The sequence below is a fragment of the Rhodanobacter spathiphylli B39 genome, from assembly GCF_000264295.1.
GTDB classification, from domain to species: Bacteria; Pseudomonadota; Gammaproteobacteria; order Xanthomonadales; family Rhodanobacteraceae; genus Rhodanobacter; species Rhodanobacter spathiphylli.
Map to the genome: position 1 here is coordinate 58213 of NZ_AJXT01000006.1, position 18408 is coordinate 76620.

Annotated in this window: 17 protein-coding genes; 10 read left to right on the plus strand and 7 right to left on the minus strand. The window is 68.7% G+C overall.

Annotated elements, in window-relative coordinates:
• Window positions 1-5 precede the first annotated feature (5 nt).
• The gene (locus UU7_RS04925) at window positions 6-491 is read left to right on the plus strand and encodes a DUF3224 domain-containing protein (RefSeq protein ID WP_238530889.1); all 486 of its coding nucleotides are present in this window, start codon (window positions 6-8) and stop codon (window positions 489-491) included.
• A gap of 21 nt (window positions 492-512) precedes the next feature.
• Here UU7_RS04925 and UU7_RS04930 read toward each other — a convergent pair whose 3' ends face one another.
• Window positions 513-719 (minus strand): hypothetical protein, encoded by a 207-nt coding sequence (locus UU7_RS04930; protein ID WP_007805938.1) that lies wholly within the window; start codon window positions 717-719, stop codon window positions 513-515.
• Between the two features lie 46 nt (window positions 720-765).
• Here UU7_RS04930 and UU7_RS04935 point away from each other — a divergent pair, with 46 nt between their 5' ends.
• Together UU7_RS04935 and UU7_RS04940 are read left to right on the plus strand one after the other, a co-directional pair.
• On the plus strand, window positions 766-2229 hold the full coding sequence (locus UU7_RS04935; protein WP_007805940.1) for an FUSC family protein: 1464 nt from the start codon (window positions 766-768) through the stop codon (window positions 2227-2229).
• A gap of 77 nt (window positions 2230-2306) precedes the next feature.
• Window positions 2307-3161: an OmpA family protein gene (locus UU7_RS04940; RefSeq protein WP_050981415.1), complete on the plus strand. Its 855-nt coding sequence runs from the start codon at window positions 2307-2309 to the stop codon at window positions 3159-3161.
• Window positions 3162-3238: 77 nt separating this feature from the next.
• Here the strand turns inward: UU7_RS04940 and UU7_RS04945 are convergent, their stop codons facing one another.
• The 3 genes from UU7_RS04945 to UU7_RS04955 form a co-directional block, all read right to left on the minus strand.
• Complete coding sequence (locus UU7_RS04945; RefSeq protein WP_007805944.1) at window positions 3239-3601, minus strand: YciI family protein; 363 nt, start codon at window positions 3599-3601, stop codon at window positions 3239-3241.
• Between the two features lie 105 nt (window positions 3602-3706).
• Window positions 3707-4705 (minus strand): VOC family protein, encoded by a 999-nt coding sequence (locus tag UU7_RS04950; RefSeq protein WP_007805946.1) that lies wholly within the window; start codon window positions 4703-4705, stop codon window positions 3707-3709.
• A 56-nt stretch (window positions 4706-4761) separates the two neighbouring features.
• The gene (locus tag UU7_RS04955) at window positions 4762-5739 is read right to left on the minus strand and encodes an alpha/beta fold hydrolase (protein WP_007805948.1); all 978 of its coding nucleotides are present in this window, start codon (window positions 5737-5739) and stop codon (window positions 4762-4764) included.
• A gap of 145 nt (window positions 5740-5884) precedes the next feature.
• On the opposite strand from UU7_RS04955, the gene UU7_RS04960 reads away from it, so the two are divergent.
• Both UU7_RS04960 and UU7_RS04965 read left to right on the plus strand, forming a co-directional pair.
• Entirely contained in the window at window positions 5885-6751 is an 867-nt protein-coding gene (locus UU7_RS04960; protein ID WP_007805949.1) for a helix-turn-helix domain-containing protein, read from the plus strand.
• 145 nt (window positions 6752-6896) lie between these two features.
• Window positions 6897-7739: a class I SAM-dependent methyltransferase gene (locus UU7_RS04965; protein WP_007805951.1), complete on the plus strand. Its 843-nt coding sequence runs from the start codon at window positions 6897-6899 to the stop codon at window positions 7737-7739.
• Between the two features lie 55 nt (window positions 7740-7794).
• Here UU7_RS04965 and UU7_RS04970 read toward each other — a convergent pair whose 3' ends face one another.
• Complete coding sequence (locus tag UU7_RS04970; protein WP_238530890.1) at window positions 7795-10512, minus strand: protein kinase domain-containing protein; 2718 nt, start codon at window positions 10510-10512, stop codon at window positions 7795-7797.
• Window positions 10513-10704: 192 nt separating this feature from the next.
• Between UU7_RS04970 and UU7_RS04975 the strand changes: the two genes are divergently transcribed.
• The 3 genes from UU7_RS04975 to UU7_RS04985 all read left to right on the plus strand — a co-directional run bounded on the left by UU7_RS04975 (window position 10705) and on the right by UU7_RS04985 (window position 12247).
• Window positions 10705-10956 carry a hypothetical protein gene (locus UU7_RS04975; RefSeq protein WP_007805957.1) on the plus strand — a complete coding sequence of 84 codons (252 nt, stop codon included), beginning with the start codon at window positions 10705-10707 and terminating at the stop codon, window positions 10954-10956.
• A gap of 48 nt (window positions 10957-11004) precedes the next feature.
• Complete coding sequence (locus UU7_RS17340) at window positions 11005-11781, plus strand: hypothetical protein (protein WP_007805959.1); 777 nt, start codon at window positions 11005-11007, stop codon at window positions 11779-11781.
• Window positions 11782-11890: 109 nt separating this feature from the next.
• Entirely contained in the window at window positions 11891-12247 is a 357-nt protein-coding gene (locus UU7_RS04985; RefSeq protein WP_007805961.1) for a zinc ribbon domain-containing protein, read from the plus strand.
• A 20-nt stretch (window positions 12248-12267) separates the two neighbouring features.
• Here UU7_RS04985 and UU7_RS04990 read toward each other — a convergent pair whose 3' ends face one another.
• On the minus strand, window positions 12268-13473 hold the full coding sequence (locus UU7_RS04990; protein WP_007805963.1) for a serine hydrolase domain-containing protein: 1206 nt from the start codon (window positions 13471-13473) through the stop codon (window positions 12268-12270).
• 283 nt (window positions 13474-13756) lie between these two features.
• Here UU7_RS04990 and UU7_RS04995 point away from each other — a divergent pair, with 283 nt between their 5' ends.
• Together UU7_RS04995 and UU7_RS05000 are read left to right on the plus strand one after the other, a co-directional pair.
• Window positions 13757-15541, plus strand: coding sequence for a tetratricopeptide repeat-containing diguanylate cyclase (locus UU7_RS04995; RefSeq protein WP_007805966.1), 1785 nt, complete (start codon window positions 13757-13759; stop codon window positions 15539-15541).
• 80 nt (window positions 15542-15621) lie between these two features.
• Complete coding sequence (locus UU7_RS05000; protein ID WP_007805969.1) at window positions 15622-16185, plus strand: peroxiredoxin; 564 nt, start codon at window positions 15622-15624, stop codon at window positions 16183-16185.
• 62 nt (window positions 16186-16247) lie between these two features.
• Here the strand turns inward: UU7_RS05000 and UU7_RS05005 are convergent, their stop codons facing one another.
• Window positions 16248-18194, minus strand: a complete 1947-nt coding sequence (locus UU7_RS05005) for a M61 family metallopeptidase (protein ID WP_007805971.1) — start codon at window positions 18192-18194, stop codon at window positions 16248-16250.
• Between the last annotated feature and the right edge of the window lie 214 nt (window positions 18195-18408).

Sequence of the window (18408 nt, forward strand, 5' to 3'; positions counted from 1 at the left end):
CTCCCATGAAAGCCATCCCACGGCTCCTGCTCGTCATCGCCGTTTCGCTGCCTGCGGCAGCGCTTGCACAAGCCCCCACGGAGTCCACCACCATGCACGCCACCGGCCATTTCGACGTCAAGGTTTCCCCGCAGACGCCCGACAATCCCCAGGCCAAAGCTTCGGGCCTGGCGCGACTGTCGCTGGACAAGCAGTTCCACGGCGATCTGGACGCCACCAGCCAGGGCGAGATGCTGGCCGCCGGCGACGGCAGCACGTCCGGCGCCTACGTGGCGCTGGAGACAGTCAGCGGCAAGCTGCACGGCCGCAGCGGCAGTTTCGCGCTGGTGCACCGCGCCCTGATGGTCGCTGGCACGCCGCGGGAATGGACCGTGGTGGTGGTGCCCGGCTCCGGCACCGGCGAACTGGCGGGCCTCGACGGCGCCATGACGATCACCATCGTCGACGGTCGGCACGACTACGACTTCAGCTACACCTTGCCCACGCACTGAGCCACGCCGCCGCCGCGACAATCAGGGCGTCGCGCTCAACGCGCGCATGCAGACCACGGCGATGACGGCCAGCACGGCGGCGATCGCTGCCGCCCACCCGCTCCATGCCTGCAGCCGGCGCCGGAACCGGTCCTGACGCTGCGCATCGCCGCGGAACATCTTCTGTTCGATCGACCGCCCCAGCAGCAGCACGGTCAGCAGCACCACGATCACCGCCACAACGTGCATCGACTCTCTCCCGCGTCGCCCGCCGGCTCGACTACTCTATGCCTCGATGACGCCCACCGACTACACGCCGACCACGGCCCGCAACGCCTTCGACGCCACCACCTCCGCGCTCGGTCGTGCCGGAAGGGAGGCGGTCGTGACCATGCTGGCGATGCTGGCCACCCTGGGCTGCGCCATGGCGATCGATGCCGAGCCCGGCCCCGCGGTGCTGGCCGTGGTGTTGTGCCTGTCGTTCGCGCGCAGCCATCTGGATCGCGACCTGCGCGGCCGACTGGAAGCGGCGGTGGCACTGCCGATCGTCGGCCTGCTGGCGACTGCGGTGGGCATGTTGCTGCTGCATGCGCCGTGGCTGGGCGCCCTCGTCTTCGTGGCCGGCATGTTCGTGTCGATCTGGCTGCGCCGGTTTGGCCCGATGACGCGCCGCGCCGGCTCGCTGATCGCGCTGCCGTTCGTGGTGATCCTGACCACGCCGCATGTACCGAGCCAGCGACTGGGACCGCTGATGGCGGCACTGGTGCCGATCGTCGTGGCGCTGCTGGCGCTGGTCTGGGTGGCGGCCTTCCACGCGCTGGCGCGGCGGCTGCGCGTGCTGCCGCCCGCGCAGGCAGCGACCACCACCGGAATCGCCGTTGCGCCCGCGCACGAGAGCTCGCTGCGGCCGATCGCGAGCACGCGCATGGCCATCCAGATGGCCGTGGCGCTGGCGCTGTCGTTCGTCGTCGGCTACACCTTCTTCGCGCAGCGCTGGGCGTGGATCGTGCTGACCGCCTTCATCGTCAACAGCGGCAACCGCGGACGGCTGGATGTGGCGTACAAGAGCGTGCTGCGCGTGCTCGGCGCCGCGTTCGGCACAATGCTGGCGCTGGGCTTCAGCGTGCACCTGGGCAGCCACGATGGCGCCACCGTCGCGCTGATCCTCGCCGCGGTGTTCTTCGGCATCTGGCTGCGTCCGCTCGGCTACGCCTGGTGGGCGCTGTTCGTCACCCTGGCGCTGGCCTTGCTGCAGGGTTTCGAAGGCCGCTCGGCCAGCCATGACCTGGGGCTGCGCCTGCAGGAGATCGTGATCGGCGCGTTGATCGGCGTGGCCGCCGCCTGGCTGGTCTACCCGGTGCGTTCGCGCAACGTGCTGCGCCGGCGCATCGCCGATGCACTGGCCATGCTCGGCGATGCCTTCGATCCGGCCACGCCGGCGCGGACGCGAGGCGACGTGCTGGCGGCGTGGACGCAGGTCGCACAGATCGCCCCGGCGTTCAGGGCCAGCCGATGGGCCATGCGCCGAGGCGAGGCGGCGAAGCCCGCAGACTGGATCGATGCCCTGCACGCCTGCATCGACCCGGCCATCGCCCTGCTGGAACAAGGCGCAGCGCCGCCGGTCGAGGTGCGCCGAAGCATCGGCGCGGCGCGCAAGGCGCTGCGCGAACCCGATCAGTTGCTGCCTGCGTTGCGGCAATTGCGCGACTGCCTGGACCAGGCCGCGCGCAGCCGACCGGAGCACGCCGACACGGCCTGATGCCGCCTTTCGCCCGGCTTCCCCTGGCCGGCCGATCGGGCGCATCATGCCGCCACCTGCCACTGCCGGTGCCCGCCATGAATCGGATCGTCCGTGTCTTCATGTTCGCGCTCAGCCTTGCCCTGCCCCTGCTTGCGCTCGCCGGCGACGATATCGCCGGTTCGAAGGATCACCCCCTGCTCACCCGCTATCCGGGTTCGTACATCAGCGAATACAGCAAGGCCTACAACGCCACCGAGTTCAAGGTCGGCAAGGGCGACAACGCCACCACGCAAACCGTGGAAGGCGACACCACCAGCCTGCGCTATTTCTACGGCAGTCCCGAGACCCAGGCCAGCCCGCTGCAGATCATCCGCAACTACCAGAACGCGATCAGGCAGATCGGTGGCGAGGTGGTCTACGAACGCCTGCCCAGCGAGGGCGATGGCGGCGAGACCACGCTGAAGGTGCACACCGGCGGCAAGGACGTGTGGGTCAAGCTGGTGCCGGACATCTACGGCGCGCCCACCCAGGATTACCTGCTGGTGGTCGCCGAAGTGGCGGCGATGGCGCAGGCGGTGACCGCCAACCAGCTGCGCGACGAACTCGACAAGAACGGCTTCATCACCCTGCACGTGAACTTCGACACCGGCAAGGCAGTGCTGAAACCCGACGACCTGGCCACCATGCAGCAGGTCGCGATGATGATGAAGGCTTCGCCCGCGCTGAAGCTCCGTGTGGAAGGCCATACCGACAACGTGGGCGACGCCGCCTCCAACAAGGCGCTGTCCGAAGCCCGCGCGAACAGCGTGATGGACGCCATCGTGCAGGCCGGCGTGCCAGCCGAGCGACTCGGCGCCGCCGGCTTCGGCCAGGAGCGCCCCGTCGCCGACAACCGCAGCGAGGAAGGACGGGCGAAAAACCGCCGCGTGGAACTGGTCAAGGCGGACTGATCAGGGGGACAAGATCGCCGGGCCTGAACCGGCCCGGCGATCCCTGGCCGCCGCGAGTCCCCGGCGGCCGCACCGGCTCACCGCTGCGGTGCGCACTCCTCGTCGACCTGGCGCACCTCGCACTCGATTTCCCAGTCGCTGCCGTGCACGTCGAGGAAGCGCCGGGTCAGCGCCAGCGCCTGCTCCATCGAATCGGCCTGCAGCAGCGCGTAGCCGCCGATCACTTCCTTGGTTTCGGCGAACGGACCGTCCGTGGTGGTCTGCCGGCCCTGCGACAGGCGCACGCGCACGCCTTCCGCCGTGGGCCGCAGGCCTGCCGTATCCAGCAGGCTGCCGGCCGCGGTCATTTCCGCCATCAGCTTGCCCATGTCGGCCATCAGCTGCTCGCTGGGCCGCTGCCCGCTGTTCTCGTTGATCCGGATCATCGAAAGGAATCGCATCGTCATCTCCTGTGGGAAGGCTGCGGTCGCGCGGCAAACCGCGCTCCTGGCATGGCGACGAACGAAGCGCGGCCGGATCGACAGGACGGCCATGCCCCCGCGGCATCAGCCGCCGCAGGGCGAGGTTGCGGCGACGCCGAAGCCTGTGTGGAATTCGACCAGCAGCCCGAGATCCTCCCGCGTCGGTGCCAGAAAGGACGGCCCCAGCAAGCCGCGATAGCCGGCCAGCGGCTTTTCGTATCCGCGTTCGACCTGCCGCTTTGCGCTCGCGATGTCCGCCACGGCCACGCTGATCGCGAGCACCTGCGGCCCACCGCTGCGCAGCGCATCGGCAGCGATCCCCGCGCCATCCGGCTGCAACACCAGAACGCGCTTGCGATCGATCGGCACGCAATACCCGCGCGCGCCCACCTGGGCCACGCTCACCGGCGTGGCGTCGGCAAAACCCATCGCGGCCAGTTGCCGCTGGTCCGTCTCGGCGTTCGACGAAAGCAGCCAGATCGCGGACAGCTCGCGCGCGCCATTGGGATGCACGCGCGCGCTCCGCGCGTCGGCGACGCGGGTCGGCGTGGGTCTGCCCGCGGCGTAGTCGATGAAGAACAGGTTGCTCGAGAGCGGCTGGCGCTCGAACGCGAACAGCCGCCAGCGCGGTGGCGCCGCGGGGCCGTCGCCATCGGGATCATTCGGCGCTGCCGAGAAAATCTCCGTCGGGGCGAAGCCGCGCTGGCGCAGCGACAGGCGCTCCCGATCGAGCGTCGACGAACGCAGGCCGAAGGTGCGGGCGCCCGGGCCACCACGCAGCGCGAACTGATCCGCGCGCATGCCCGGGTCCATCCGCGCGTCCGGCCGGGTGATGCCCTCCAGCTCGACATAGCTTCCATCGGACATCCGCACATAGCGATTGGCCACGCCGTCGGGATTGCGCCCTGGCCGGACCTGGAAGCCCAGCTTGACGGTCATCACCGCGCTGACCTGGTCGATGCTGCGCCCCCACAACAGCACGTGGTCGATCCTGCTGGTGTCATCGGGTGACGGCGCGGCAGCGGCAGGCTGGCCCAGGCACAGGCCGGACATCAAGGCGGACAACAGGATGATCGATCGCACGCTACGCAGACTCCATCGGCTTGGGCGGGACGGGCAGCAGGCGGGAAGCCTTTCCATCAGCCGATGCCCCACAGGCGCCGCGCCTCTTCGGCGACGAGGTCGGGTAACTCTTCGGGAAAGAACAGCTTTGCGTCCGGCACGCGGCGCACGCCGCGCGACTGCGGGAAGGTGTGGTCCAGATACTCGGCATCCGCCAGCGCGAAGACCTGGTCGGCGGCGCCCCAGACGATGCGCACCGGTACCGCACTGCGCCTGAGCGCGGCCTCGATGCCGGCCAGCGGATTGGGCGCCAGCGCGATGTGGAACGCCTCGTACTGCGCCCGGCGCAGCGGCGAACTCACCAGCGGCGTGACGTAATACTCGATGGTCTCGTCGGCAAGGCGGGCCGGATCACGATAGACGGCCGCGCCGAACGTCGAGCGCGCCAGCGCCTTGTCGGTGAGCCATCGGGCCGTGGCCTCGGCCAGCGTGCCCGCGCGCGCCATCCCGATCGCCGGCATCACCCCGGCCGGCGGACTGTCCGGTTCGACATCGCAGTTCGTCAGCAGCAGGCTGCGCACGCGCTCGGGATGACGAACCAGGAACAGCTGGGCCACCGCGCCGCCGCTGTCGCTGGCCACGATGTCGACCTTGCCGACCGCCAGCGCATCGAGCAGCGCGGCGAGCATGCCGGCCTGGGCATCGGCCGCCAGCGACTGCCCCGCGGGAACCTGCGAATAGCCCAGCCCCATGAAGTCCGGCGCGATGCAGCGCCGATGGGCGGACAGCCGATCGAGCGCGCCGCGCCATTGAAAACCGTTCAACGGCGCGCCGTGCAGGAACAGCGCCGCCTCGCCCGCGCCACGCTCGACGTAGGCGATGCGGCCACAGGGCAGTTCGGCGAAACGCCGCGCCTTGCCGAACGCCGACGCGTCGGTCGGCGGCATCGCCACGGCCGTGGCGCGCCGGACGATGTCCGTTCGCGCCATGCACACACCGGCGACACCGCCGGCCAACGCCGCCCCGGTCAACTGCAGGAATTGCCTGCGCTTCATTTCGATCTCCTTGCCATGCGCCGCTGCGCCGGGGACATGCTGACGCCTCGCCGCGGACCGGGCGCGCACAAACGGCCGCTGGCGGACACGGAAGGATGATTTTCGGCACTTGTGCACTACCCCGCGCCGTCGCGAGGATGCGCCGATGAGCGATCGCCCCGCCTGCTATCCCGCGCCACCGGCACCGCTGCTGTCGGGCAGCGGCCCGAACCGCATGCCGCTGCTCGACGTGCTCACCTCGCCGGTGCCGTCGGGCCGGTTCGATTCGCCGCTGGACGATCGCCACGTGCTCTGCCTGCATCTGGGCGACCCGGTGCCGGTCAGCTACCGCATGGGGCGGCACGAACGGCGCGGCACGCGCATCCATGGCCAGTTCTGCGTCGTCCCCGCCGGTTCGAGCACGCGCTGGACGCTGACGCGGCCCGCGCGCTCGCTGCTGCTGCGGCTGACCCCGGCACTGCTGGGGGATACCGCCGACGCGATGGGGCTGGCATCGCAGGACGCCGGGCTGGCGCCGTCGATCCACATCCGCGATCCCCAGGTCGAACGGATCGGCTGGATGATGCAGGCCGAGGATCACGACGCCTATCCGGGTGGCCGCCTGTTCGCCGACAGCCTCGCCGCGGCGCTGGCGGCGCGTCTGCTCGCCCTGCAATCGCGCAGCCCGGTTCCATCCCCGGGCCGCGCACTGCCGGCGTGGCGGCTGCGCCACGTGATCGAGTACATCGAGGCGAATCTCGACCAGGACCTCACGCTCGCCGAGCTGGCCGGCGTGGCGGGCTTCAGCCTGTCGCACTTCAAGCCGCTGTTCCGCCAGGCGGTGGGCATGCCGGCCCATCGCTTCGTGATGGGACGGCGCGTGGAGCGCGCGCGAACGCGGCTGCTCGAAGGCGGCGCCAGCCTGACCGACATCGCGCTGGAAGCCGGCTTCGCCCATCCCGGCCACATGGCCCGCTGCATGCGCCGCCTGCTGGGCGTGAGTCCCTCGCAGATCGCTGCTTCGTCGCGCTGAGAGGCGGCTGTTTCGTGAGCGAGTCCGGGCGTGCTGCCGGCCGCGGCCTGTGCGGTTCGCGTGGTCGCCGTGTTCGCCACCGGGTTACGATGCCGCCCCTTCGCCCCGTTCCGCGCGCTGTCCTCGCCCAAGGAGATCGTCCATCGTGTCGCACTATTCCGGCCCCCTGCTCACGCGCCAGCTTGCCGAAGCCCTGCTGGCGGCACGCAACGCCGGCGCCGATGAATGGGCGGGCTCGCTGGACCTGGGCGTCAGCGGCGAGGCGGTCGCGCTGGAGCCCGAGGCCTGGCAACGCGGCGGCCTGCGTTATCCGTATCCGGCACGGCTGAAGGACCGCACGATTTATCACTGGGACGGCGACGAGTTCGCCCCGGTGGCGCGCTACGCCAACTCGCTGATCAAGCTGGTGCCCACCGAATGGGGTGCGCCCACGTTCGAGATCGACGGCATCAAGATGCTGCCGACGTCGAAGGAATCACCGTTCGACGACGCCCGCCGCAAGGTGGCCCTGGTCGAACCGCGCGGCAAGGTGGTGCTGGATACCTGCGGCGGGCTCGGCTATTTCGCGGCGTGCTGCCTGGCAGCGGGCGTGGCGCGCATCCACTCGTTCGAGAAGAACGCCGACGTGCTGTGGCTGCGCACGCTGAACCCGTGGTCGCCCGATCCGGAATCGCCCGCCAGCGGCGGCCGTCTGCAACTGACCCATGCCGACGTATCGCAGGCGATCACGCAGATCGCCGACGCCTCGGTGGACGCGCTGCTGCACGATCCGCCGCGCTTCGGCATCGCCGGCGAGCTGTATTCGCAGGCGTTCTACGACCAGCTGGCGCGCGTGCTGCGTCGTGGCGGTCGACTGTTCCATTACACCGGCAGCCCGAACCGGCTGACCAGCGGCCGCGACGTGCCCCGTGAAGTGCAGAAGCGGCTGGAAAAAGCCGGCTTCAGGGCCGAACTCGCGCTGGACGGCGTGCTGGCCACGCGGCGCTGACCGTGCTGATCCGCCCGAGCACCATGCCATCGCCTCGCACTGACCCGCGCAAGCATCACTGCGCGGCCACGGAGCCCTCATGCAGGCTCGCGCGGTACGGCGCGATCTCTTCGGCTGCCACGCCGTCGGCCTGCATTTCACGCACCGCCTGCTGCAGCTGGGCCAGGCCTTCCTCGCGTCGTCCCAGGCGCATCAGGATGCGTGCGCGCAACGCCTTGAGCACCGCGCCTCGACCGGCGTCGGAGGTACTGGCCTGGTAGGCCTTCGGGTCGACCTGCTCGACCAGCGCCAGTGCCTCGGCGTTGCGGCCAAGATCGCTGAGCACGTTGGCGCGGGCGACGCGGGCAGCCTGCACGGTCGGACTGCTGTCGCCGGTCAGCGCCAACAGGCCGCTCTCGGCCGACTGCAGATCCACCAGCGCCGTCTTCAGATCACCCATTTCCTGTTCCTGCGAACCGAGGTTGAGCTGTTCGACCAGGGTGTACTGGTTGCCGCTGCCCCAGCGCGCCAGCGAACGCCGATAGACATCGCGCTGCGTATCCAGCGCCTTCGCGGTATCGCCATGCAACGAATACAGGTAGCTCAGCGAGCTCAAGGTGCTGATCGTGCCCTGCCCGCTCGCGCCTTGCACCGCCTGGTAATCGGCCGCGGCCTGGCGGGTGACGGCGATCGCCTCGGCATAATGACCTTGCGCGCGCAGCGCATCCCCCAGCCGCGAACGCGCCAGCGCGACCACGCCCAGGCCTACCCTCTGCGCGGTGTAGGGCGCCCCGGCCAGTACCTGGCGGGCCAGCCGCTCGGCCACCGCCGCGTGATCCATGCGCAGCTCGCAACCGGCAATGCCGAGCAGCAGGTGTGCCGACATCACCGCATCGTCGGCATGCAGGATCTTCTGCATGGTCAGTGCCGTCTCGTAGTTGTCACGTGCTACCTGCACCTGCATCTGCTGATAGGCCAGGTCGCCACGCGCCAGGTGCGAGCGCAGGCCAATCTCGGATACCGATTGCCGGCGCACGCCGGCGATGGCATCGGCGCGGTCCAGCAGCGCGGTCGCCTGCTTGAACTGCGACAGGTGCGCCTTCATCACCGCCAGTTCGTACTCCGCCAGCAGGCTGCGTTCGTCGCCGCGATCCAGATGTGCCCGCAACAACTCGGCCGCGAGCTTCAACTGCGTTGCCGACCGGGCATAGTCGCCGGTACTGCGGTAGGCGCGTCCGAGGGTCTGGTGCAAGCCGGCAGCGAGCAGCGGTGCCTTCCGGTAGCGTTGATCGAGGCGGCCTGCTGCGGCATCGAGGATGTCGCGCAGACGCGGATTCTTCTCGTACCAAGCCGGCGAGTCGCCGCCGATGCCGGCGCCGAGCAGGTCCTCGTTGAGGAAGCGGTTGGTGGCGGTGGCGATCGCTGCCTGGCGCTGCGCCTCGTTGCGAGCCACGCGGGCGCGCTGGAACTGCCACAGGCTCGTGCCCAGGCCGACCAGCAACACCAGCAAGGCTGCTGCTACCCACGGCCGACGTGCGCGGCTGCGTTCGAGTCGCTGCTCGGCGCGTTGCGCACGCGCCTCGGCAGCGCGCAGCTGCTGCCGCCCGGTTCGCCGCGCCTCACGCGTGCGCAGCCGCTCACACAATTCCCCCACGCTGCCCAACCGCCGTGACGGAGCGCCATCGGTGGCCGCCGCAATGTCTTCACGCAGCAACTCGTCGTCGATGTCGGCCTCCCACCCCGGCGCCGGCAACCGGTGCAGATCGCCGACCAGCAGTTGGTACAGCATCAGGCCCAACGCGTAGACGTCGCTTTGCACGGTCGGGGCCTGCCGGGCCAGCAATTCCGGGGCGAGGTACAGCGGCGTGGCACTGGCATCGCCGGCGACCTGAGTCAGGGTCAGGCCCATTGCGGTGATGCCCAGTGCCTGCAAGCGCTCCGGGTGCAACAGCTGGCCGGAGCCAAAATCCGCCACTCGCGGTTGCCAGCCATCACCGCGGGGCTGCATCAGGACATTGGCCGGCTTGATGTCCTTGTGCAACACGCCGACGCCGTGCGCTGCGGCGATCGCATCGGCGATCTGCAGCAGCAAGTGCAGCCGTTGCGCCTGATCCAGGCTGGCCAGGCCCGACTCGCTCTCGGCCCAGCGGGCCAGATCCGGGCCGCCGTATTCACACTCGAGATAGAACGGCGCCACCGCGAAGTTCCAGTCGATCACCCGCACGAAGTCATCACGATCGCCCAGGCTTTCGTGCAGCAGGCGGTGGATCGTGGCCTCGCGCTTGAGCGCCGCCAGTCGCTCGCCATCGGCACTGAATTTGTACACGCGCAGCTCGCCGGTCTTGTCATGGCGCGCCAGCCACACCTCGTTGCCGCGCGAGGGGCCAAGCTGTTCGCACAGGCGAAAGTGTTCGCGCCCCGGCACAGGCTGACCGGCGAGCAGGTCGAGCCGACTGCGCAGGCGCCGACCCGACACCGTACGCTCGACCGGCCCGCACAGGCGATAGCCGACCCGTGGCAGGTTGATGATGCGATCGCGACCGGCGGCACCCAGCGCCTTGCGCAGCTTGGTCACGGCGTTGGCCAGCACGTTGTCCACGGTGGGGCGCCCGGCCCACACCGTATCGAACAGTTCCTCGCGTGGCACCACCTCGTCGGCATGATGCAGGAGGCAGGCAAGCACCTGAAGCGGACGCTGCTCGAGCTCCAGTGCCAGCCCGCCGACGCGCAGCTCGCCGCGCGCCTCGTCGAATTCGGCGTTGCCGAAGGCGTAGCGGTAAAGCGGCTGTCCCACATCATGCCCGACCGGTTCCATACCCACCCCCGACGTCGACTATGCCGCAGTCGCGGGCCTGCGGCGAGATCGCGTGTCCGCCGCGACGCGCTCCGTTAGCCATCCGTTAGAGCGCCGTGACGACTTCACCGGCCCCGGCGTGCGGCAATCCGCGGCAAGCCATCACGCCATCGCAGTGACCCGGAGCGAACCATGCCGCATGCCCATCGATCGAAGAGCCTGCCGACCCTGCTCGCGCTGTGCGGTCTGGCCGGCTGTGGCGGACGGATCAGCTGGGTCGACATCGACGCCAGTGGCTGCAACCTGGCCCGGGTCAGCGCGATGAACCGCGACGCCGAACTGGTGCACCAGATGGGCGCGGTCTGCGCGGTGAACGGCAAGGCCGCATCAGCCGACCAGTTGCGTTGCCACGGCAACACGCTGCAGGTGGCGTGCCGGGAATGAATGCCATGAACCGAGCCGATTCTTCCACCCCGAAACAAGGAACAGACCATGCGCGGAAAAATCATCCAGTACAACGGCGCCGACGGCACCGGCACCCTCGTGGTCGACGGCAGGCAGCATCGCTTCACCCTGGATGCCTGGCGCGCTTACAGCGCGCCAACCACCAACAAGGTGGTCGACGTCACGCTGGACAATGATCTCGTCACGGCGGTGGCGGCCGTTGGCGACGACGTGCTGCTGAGGGAGAAGGCCTCCGAACTCGGCAGCAAGTTCGGCACCTTGCTGCACAAGATTCCCACCACGCTGCCCTCGGACATGGCGACCCGCGCGACGGCGAGGGGCGCGGACACGCCCGCTGGCGCACCGGGCGACGCAGCCATCGGCGGCTCGATCATCGAACGCTACGGCAAGCCGATCCTGCTGGCGTACCTGCTGTTCCTGATCGGCACGCTCGCCCTCGATGCCGTCTCGGTGTCGGCTTTCGGACAGGGTATGGGCAAGTCGTTGTTCGACATCGCCAGCCTGATGAGCCAGCTTGGCGGTCATGGTGGCGGCAGCATCAAGATGCTTCTGCTGGTCGCCTACGCCAGCATCGCCATGCCGATGTTGTGGCGCAACCGCAGCGCATGGCTCGCCCTGGCCATGCCGTTGCTGGCCCTGCTGTGGGCAATCTTCTCCACGATCCATGCACTCGATTCGCTCGGCCGCGGCGTCGCCGATGGCATGTCCGACTTTTTCAGCATCGGTTTCGGTTTCTACCTGTCGCTCGTCGCGGCACTGGCGCTGGCCGCCCTGGGCATGAAGCGCGCGGTGAGGGTGGCCTGACCGGGGCATTCACGGAACGTCGCACGACGACGTCCATGTGTGCGGAGAAACGCCATGCCCGCCCTTCCGAAACGCCAAGCCACGTCATTCATCGACCGAGGAACCGCCCATGAGCCTGATCCAGTGCAAGGACTGCGGCAAGCAGATCTCCGACGCAGCCGCCACCTGCCCGTCCTGCGGTGCGCCGCTTCCGGTCGTCATCGGCGAAGGCCAGGAGCAGTGCCCGCACTGCATGACCGTGGTGCACAAGGACGCCACGGTCTGTCCCAGCTGTCACGCACAGAAAGGCTATGCCACGAACGCCTACGGCGTCATGGGCAAGACCTCGGTGATCATCTTCGGCGTCGCGTTGCCGGCGGTCATCGCCCTGGTTTTCCATCCGGCAGCCATCGTCTGTGTGCCGCTGGCGCTGTTCTGCCTGTGGCGCATATGGAATGGACCGTACTGGTATCACAGCAAGAACTGATGCCGGCGCGTGCCGTGTCGCTACCTGGCGGATACCGCCATGGCCGGCGGAACGTCGACGGCGCGCTTCACCGCATCGACGAAGTCGCGACGCGCGGCGACCAGCTCCTTCGAGGTCGCCTGCGGCCACGCGCCGACCTGCACGATGACCAGCTGGCGTGCCGGATCGACGTAGACCATCTGGCCGTAGATGCCGATCGCCGCGTAGCTGCCGTCGGTGTCGGTCCACCACAGGTAGCCGTAGCCATGGCCGGGACTGTCCACGTCCTGCTGCTTGCGCATGGCGCCATGCATCCATGCCTCGGCGATCACCGGCTGGCCGCCGATCCTGCCGCCGTCGAGCATGAACTGGCCGATCCGGGCGTAGTCGGCCAGCGTGGCGGACAAGCCGCTGCCGCCGGTGTCGCTGCCGTCGCATTCGTCCTTCAGCCAGTACGCGTCGGAGGCCATGCCGTAGGGCTTCCAGATCGCCTGCGACAGATAGGCCGCCAGCGACTGCTTGGTGGCACGCTGGACCAGGATGCCGAGCAGGTCGGTCTCGGCGGTGTTGTAGTTCCAGTGCGTGCCGGCCGGATACGCGCGCGGCAGTTTGGCCAGGTACGAGATCACGTGCGCCTGGCCGTTCTCGCAGGCGGCGCGATACATCTGCGCCACGTCGGAATGCGGGTCGGCGTAATCCTCGTTCCAGCGCACGCCGGAGGTCATCGTCAGCAGCTGCTCCACGGTGACCTTGGCATAGGCGCTGTCGCGCAGTTGGGGGATGTAGGTGTCCAGCGTGTCGTCCATGCCGTGGATGTCGCCCCGGCGCAAGGCGATGCCCAGCAGGGTCGAGGTGACCGACTTGGCCACCGAGAACGAGGTCCAGCGCGTGCTGTCATCGAAACCCGGCGCATGGCGCTGCAGGCGGATGCGGCCATGCTGCAGCACCAGCACGCCGGCCAGATGGTGCGTCGTCATGTAGCCGGCCAGTGTGGTCGAGCCGTCTTTCCACTGCGGCGTCAGTGCGGCGCCCTGCGGCAAGGCATGCACGTGCGCGCCGTGATCCACGCGGTCGGCGGGAAAGATTTCGTACATGCGCGAGAAGCGCGCCGTGTGTTCGGCCTGGCTCCAGAACAGCACGTCTTCGCGCTGCTGGCCGACCGAGGGCGTTTCGCTGGCCGGCAAGGGCCAGGCCACCGCCGAGCACGACACGAGGCACAGCAGACGCAGGCAGATGGTCGAACGCATGACACTCCCGATGGCCCGGCGAGCGATGCCCGCACCGGACGGAAAGATGAGGAAGGAACAGCATCGCGATGGTGCCGCGATGGGCGAAAGCCCGGCCATTCTAGAACCTTCGCGAATGGCAGCGACCGGCGCCGGGTAGTGGCGGACAGCATCGCGCAACTGGCCTATGATTCCGGGGCTGCCTGCAAAGGGGGGACAGCCCATGAACATGACCGACGCAACCCGGGCGGCGCGACCGTGCTGAGCGGAACGCGCGAACGCCATCTGGCCGGGCCCGGATCGCATGCGTGAATCACTCCGTGGACTGCGTCGGCTGGCCATGCTGGCCGCTGCGGCGACCTGCCTGCCCGGCCATCCCGTGCATGCGGCCATCCCGGACATATCGCGCATCGACCGGGTCGAAGCGCTGCGCACGAAGGACCACCCGCGCTTCGTGCAGAGGCTGCAGCAACTCCACCGGCAGGTCGACAGCCTGGGCGCCACGGAGCGGAGGCAGCTGCGCTACCTCGACGCCTGGCAGGCCGCCTACGACGGCGACTACGCCACCGCCGATGCCTCGTTGCAGGACATCATCGACCACGCCGGCGATCCGGCGCTGGTGGCCAAGGCCTCCGCGCGGCTGATGGATGACTTCAGCATCAACCGCCGCTACCAGGCCGCGTTCATGCTGGCCCACCGACTGGTGCTGGACTTGCCGCACATCCAGGACAAACTGGCGCGTTTCATCGTCCTGGCCAATCTCTCCCAGGTCTTCGGCGCGGCCGGCCAGTACGAACTGGCGCTGGACTATGCCCGCCAGATGGAGGACTCGCCGCCCGCCGGCGAAAGCCTGTGCGCCTCGCGCTCGATGCAGGTGACGGCGCTCTTCAACAGCCAGAAGCTCACCTCGACCAGCCCGCTGCTGCCCCAGGCGGCGGATACCTGCACCGCTGCCGGACAGCCGGTATTCGCCGAGACCATGTGGCTGGTGCTGGCCAACCTCCACCTGGACGAAGGCCAGCCCGGCAAGGCCCTGGCCCTGCTGCAACGGATCGCTCCGGGCATCACCGCCAATCAGTATCACCCGCACATGGAATCGGCCGGCGTCATGCTGGGTCGGGCCTATTGGAAACTGGGCGATGCCCGCCACGCCCATGACTACGCGGCCGCTGCCGTGGCCATGGCCAGCCCGGACGAAGTCAACGAGACGCTGCGGGACGGCTACGAGGTGCTCTACCGCGTGGCGAAGCAGCGCGGCGATGCGGCCACCGCGCTGGCCTACTACGAGCACTACGCCGCCCAGGACAAGGGCTATCTCGACGAGGTCAGCGCCCGCGCGCTGGCTTACCAGATGGTGCAGCAACGGGTATTGGCGGAGCAGCTCCGGACCGCCGAACTGGGCCGCCAGAACGATGCCTTGCGCATGCAGCAGGCACTCGACACCCGGGCGGTGGAAACCGGCCGGTTGTACATCGCCCTGCTGCTGTTGACGCTTGCCTTCATCATGCTTTGGCTGTTCCGGCTCAAGCGCTCGCAGCTGCGCTTCAAGTGGATGGCGCGCCGCGACAGCCTTACCGGCATCCTGAATCACCAGCATTTCATCAGCGAGGCCGAACGGCTGCTTTCCACGCTGCAGAGGAAACCCGGTGACGCCTGCCTGGTGTCCATCGACCTCGACCACTTCAAGCAGGTCAACGACACCCACGGGCACGCGACGGGCGACGCCGTGCTGAGGCACGCCGTGGCGATCTGCCAGCAACACCTTCGCCCCGGCGACCTGTTTGGCCGACTGGGCGGCGAGGAGTTCGGCATCCTGCTGCACGACTGTCCGCACGACCAAGGCGTGGCCATCGCCAACCGCATTCGCATCGCCATTGCCGCGGCGCCACTGGACAATGGCGATGCGACCGTGGCCATCTCCGCCAGCGTCGGACTGGCCTCCACCGACAACTCCGGCTACCAGTTGCTGCGCCTGTGCATGGAAGCGGACGCCGCGCTGTACCGCGCCAAACGCGCCGGTCGCAACCGGGTCCATGCCGACCACGGGGACGCCGGCGACGCTGGCATCCGGGGTGCGAAGCACGGCTGAATCCGCCGAGCGGACATCCACTCGCCGCGTTCCGGCGTATACAGGTACATTGGCGTCCCGCCCCCACCCCGGAGTCCCCCATGAAGCCAATGATGAAATTCGCCACGCTTGCCGTGCTTGGCGGTGCCACCGTCGCGATGCCGGCCTTCGCCGCCCTGAAAGCCGGCACGCAGGCACCGGAATTCAGCGCACCCGCCTACCTGGCCGGCCAGCCGTTCACCTTCGATCTGGCCGATGCACTGAAGAAGGGCCCGGTGGTGGTGTACTTCTTCCCCGCGCCGCACACCTCCGGCTGCAACGTCGAGGCGCATCTGTTTTCCGAGGCGATCGACAAGTTCAAGGCCGAGCACGCCACGGTGATCGGTGTCACCGCCGGCAACCTCGACCAGCTGGCCGCGTTCTCGAAGGAAACCGAACACTGCGGCGGCAAGTTCCCGGTCGCCGCCGATGCGGGCGCGAAGATCGCCAAGCAGTACGACGCCACCTTGCTGATGCGCCCGGGCTGGTCCGACCGCACCTCGTACGTGATCGCGCCGTCCGGCAAGATCACCTACGTCTACTCCGACCTCAGCCCCAACAAGCACGTCGAAGAGACGCTCAAGGCGGTGAAGGCGATCGAGAGTGCCGGCACCAGCGGCATGTGATGCCGGACTGATGACTGGCTGGCGCGGAACGAAGCAGGAACTTCGTCCCGCGCGAACCTGGCCTACTTCCGCGCCGCGATGATCTGGCTCAGGTAATCCGGCGTGCCCTCGATGCGCTGCAGGTGGGGGTACTGCATGCCGTCGTGGTAGTCCACCGGCACGGTGCGATAGCCGCCCTGGTATTTCAGCAGCAGCTGGATCGGCGCCTTGCTGCCTTTCGCCGCGGCGATCGCTTCCTTCAGCACCTCTTTCGAATAAGTCTGGCCGTTCACCGCTTCCAGCGTGGCGCCGGTGCTGACGCCGGCCTTGAACGCGGGGCCGTTCCAGCGCACGTCGTTGACCTCGCCCTTGTCGTTCATGGTCAGGCCGATCGACCAGGCGAAGTTGTACAGGTGGCGCGCGGGCTCGGGCCGCGAGTTGTACTGCTTTTCGAATGCCGTGGGCTGGTCGGTGTAGACCAGCTTCCAGCCGGTGGCTTCGAGGCCGCCGGCCAGCGGGGGGTTCAGCGTGCCGACGCGCGCGTGCAGGAAGCCGGCCCAGTCGTCCTTCGCCACGCCGTTCAACGTCGCCACCACGTCGTCGAAGGTGTAAGGCCTGGTCACGTAGCTGCCGTTGTCGACGCCGAAGAACGCACGGGCGAAATCGTCCAGCGACTTGCCGTCGTGGGTGAGCGAGCGAATCCGCGCATCCACCGCCAGCCACAGCATCTGGCCGCCGCTGTAGTAGTCCTCGCTCATCTGCCAGCTGCGATACGGCAGGCTGGAACGATGCGCCGCGGTGGCGTCGTTGGTGGTGTCTTCCAGCGTGCGCCACTGGAAGCCGGGGCGGTTGCGATCGTAGTTCGCGGCGACCATCGCCAGCCCGTCGCGGAACTGCTGCGCCGTCCACATGCCCGAGCGTGCGGTGAGCACGTAACCCCAGTATTGGGTCTGGCCTTCGTAGACCCACAGCAGCGAGTCGCCCATCGGCACGTTGAAGTTCGGCGTCCACAGATCGGCGGGGCGGCGGAACTTGCCGTTCCACGAATGAGCGTACTCGTGCGCCAGCAGGTCACGCTCCGGCGCGTTGCTGTCCCAGGCGGTGAAATAGTCCGCGCCCAGGCCGTTCTCGCTGGACTGGTGATGCTCGGTACCGTTGCCGCCGAGCACGTCGGACAGCGAGAACAGGAAGTCGTAGTGGTCGTAGTGATGCGAGCCGAACAGGCTCACCGCCTGGGCGACCAGGGCGCGATGCGCCCTGAGCTGCTCGGGCGACATTTCCAGGTACTTCGGCGCATCGGCGACGATGTCCAGGTGCACCGGTGCGGCGCCGCCCGGGTTGAGGTCGACCCGCTTGAAATACTGCCCGGCGTAGATCGGCGAATCGACCAGGTTGTTGAACGTCACCGGCTTGAAGGTGGTGGTGTCGCCCGACTGCGAGGCGGTCTCCAGCGCCGTGCCCATCTGCCAGCCATGGGCCAGCGTCACGCTGGGGGCGAAGGTGATGGCGCGCGAGAAGTGCCCGGCCGGATACAACGCCACCTTGCTCCAGGCCATGTCCATCATGCGGTCGGTGATCTCGAAGCCGCCGTCGCGTGGCGACATGTATTCGAACGCCACCTCCAGGCGGGTCACGCCGGCCGGCACGTCGAGATGGAATGCGAACACGTTGTACTTGTCGCGCTTCCACGGCACCGGCTTGCCGTCGGCGGTGATCCTGAGCCCGGCCAGCATGGCGATCGGGCCGCTCGGAGAATGGTCGCCGGGAATCCACTGCGGATACAGCAGGGTCAGCGGACCGGCCGCGACGGGAATCGTCTCGCGTACCCGGAAGATGCCCTGCACCGTGTCGCTGGCGTCGACATGCAGCGCGATGGTGCCCGGATACGGCGTGTCCTGCGGCGGCGGCACCTGGTCCGCGCCGATCGTTTGCGCCGGCGCGGCCGTGGCGGCCAGGGCCAGCATCACGGCGGTGGCGAGCGCGGTCAGCGTGCGCCGTGGACGTGACCAGGTGGAAGTGGGAACGGACATGGGGGAACTCCGGCAGGCAGGTGGATGGACAAAACTATCACCACTGTTCTGCCGGCGGCGCCGCGCACCTGCCACCCAGTGTCACAAATCGTCCCGACCTGCCCGCCGGCTGCCGCCGGGCCGCACGCCGCCGGCCCCGTCGCAGCAGATCCGGTGGCCTGCCGGCGCGGGCTTCGCCACTTGGCGCCAGATGGCACACATTCTGCTTCGCCAC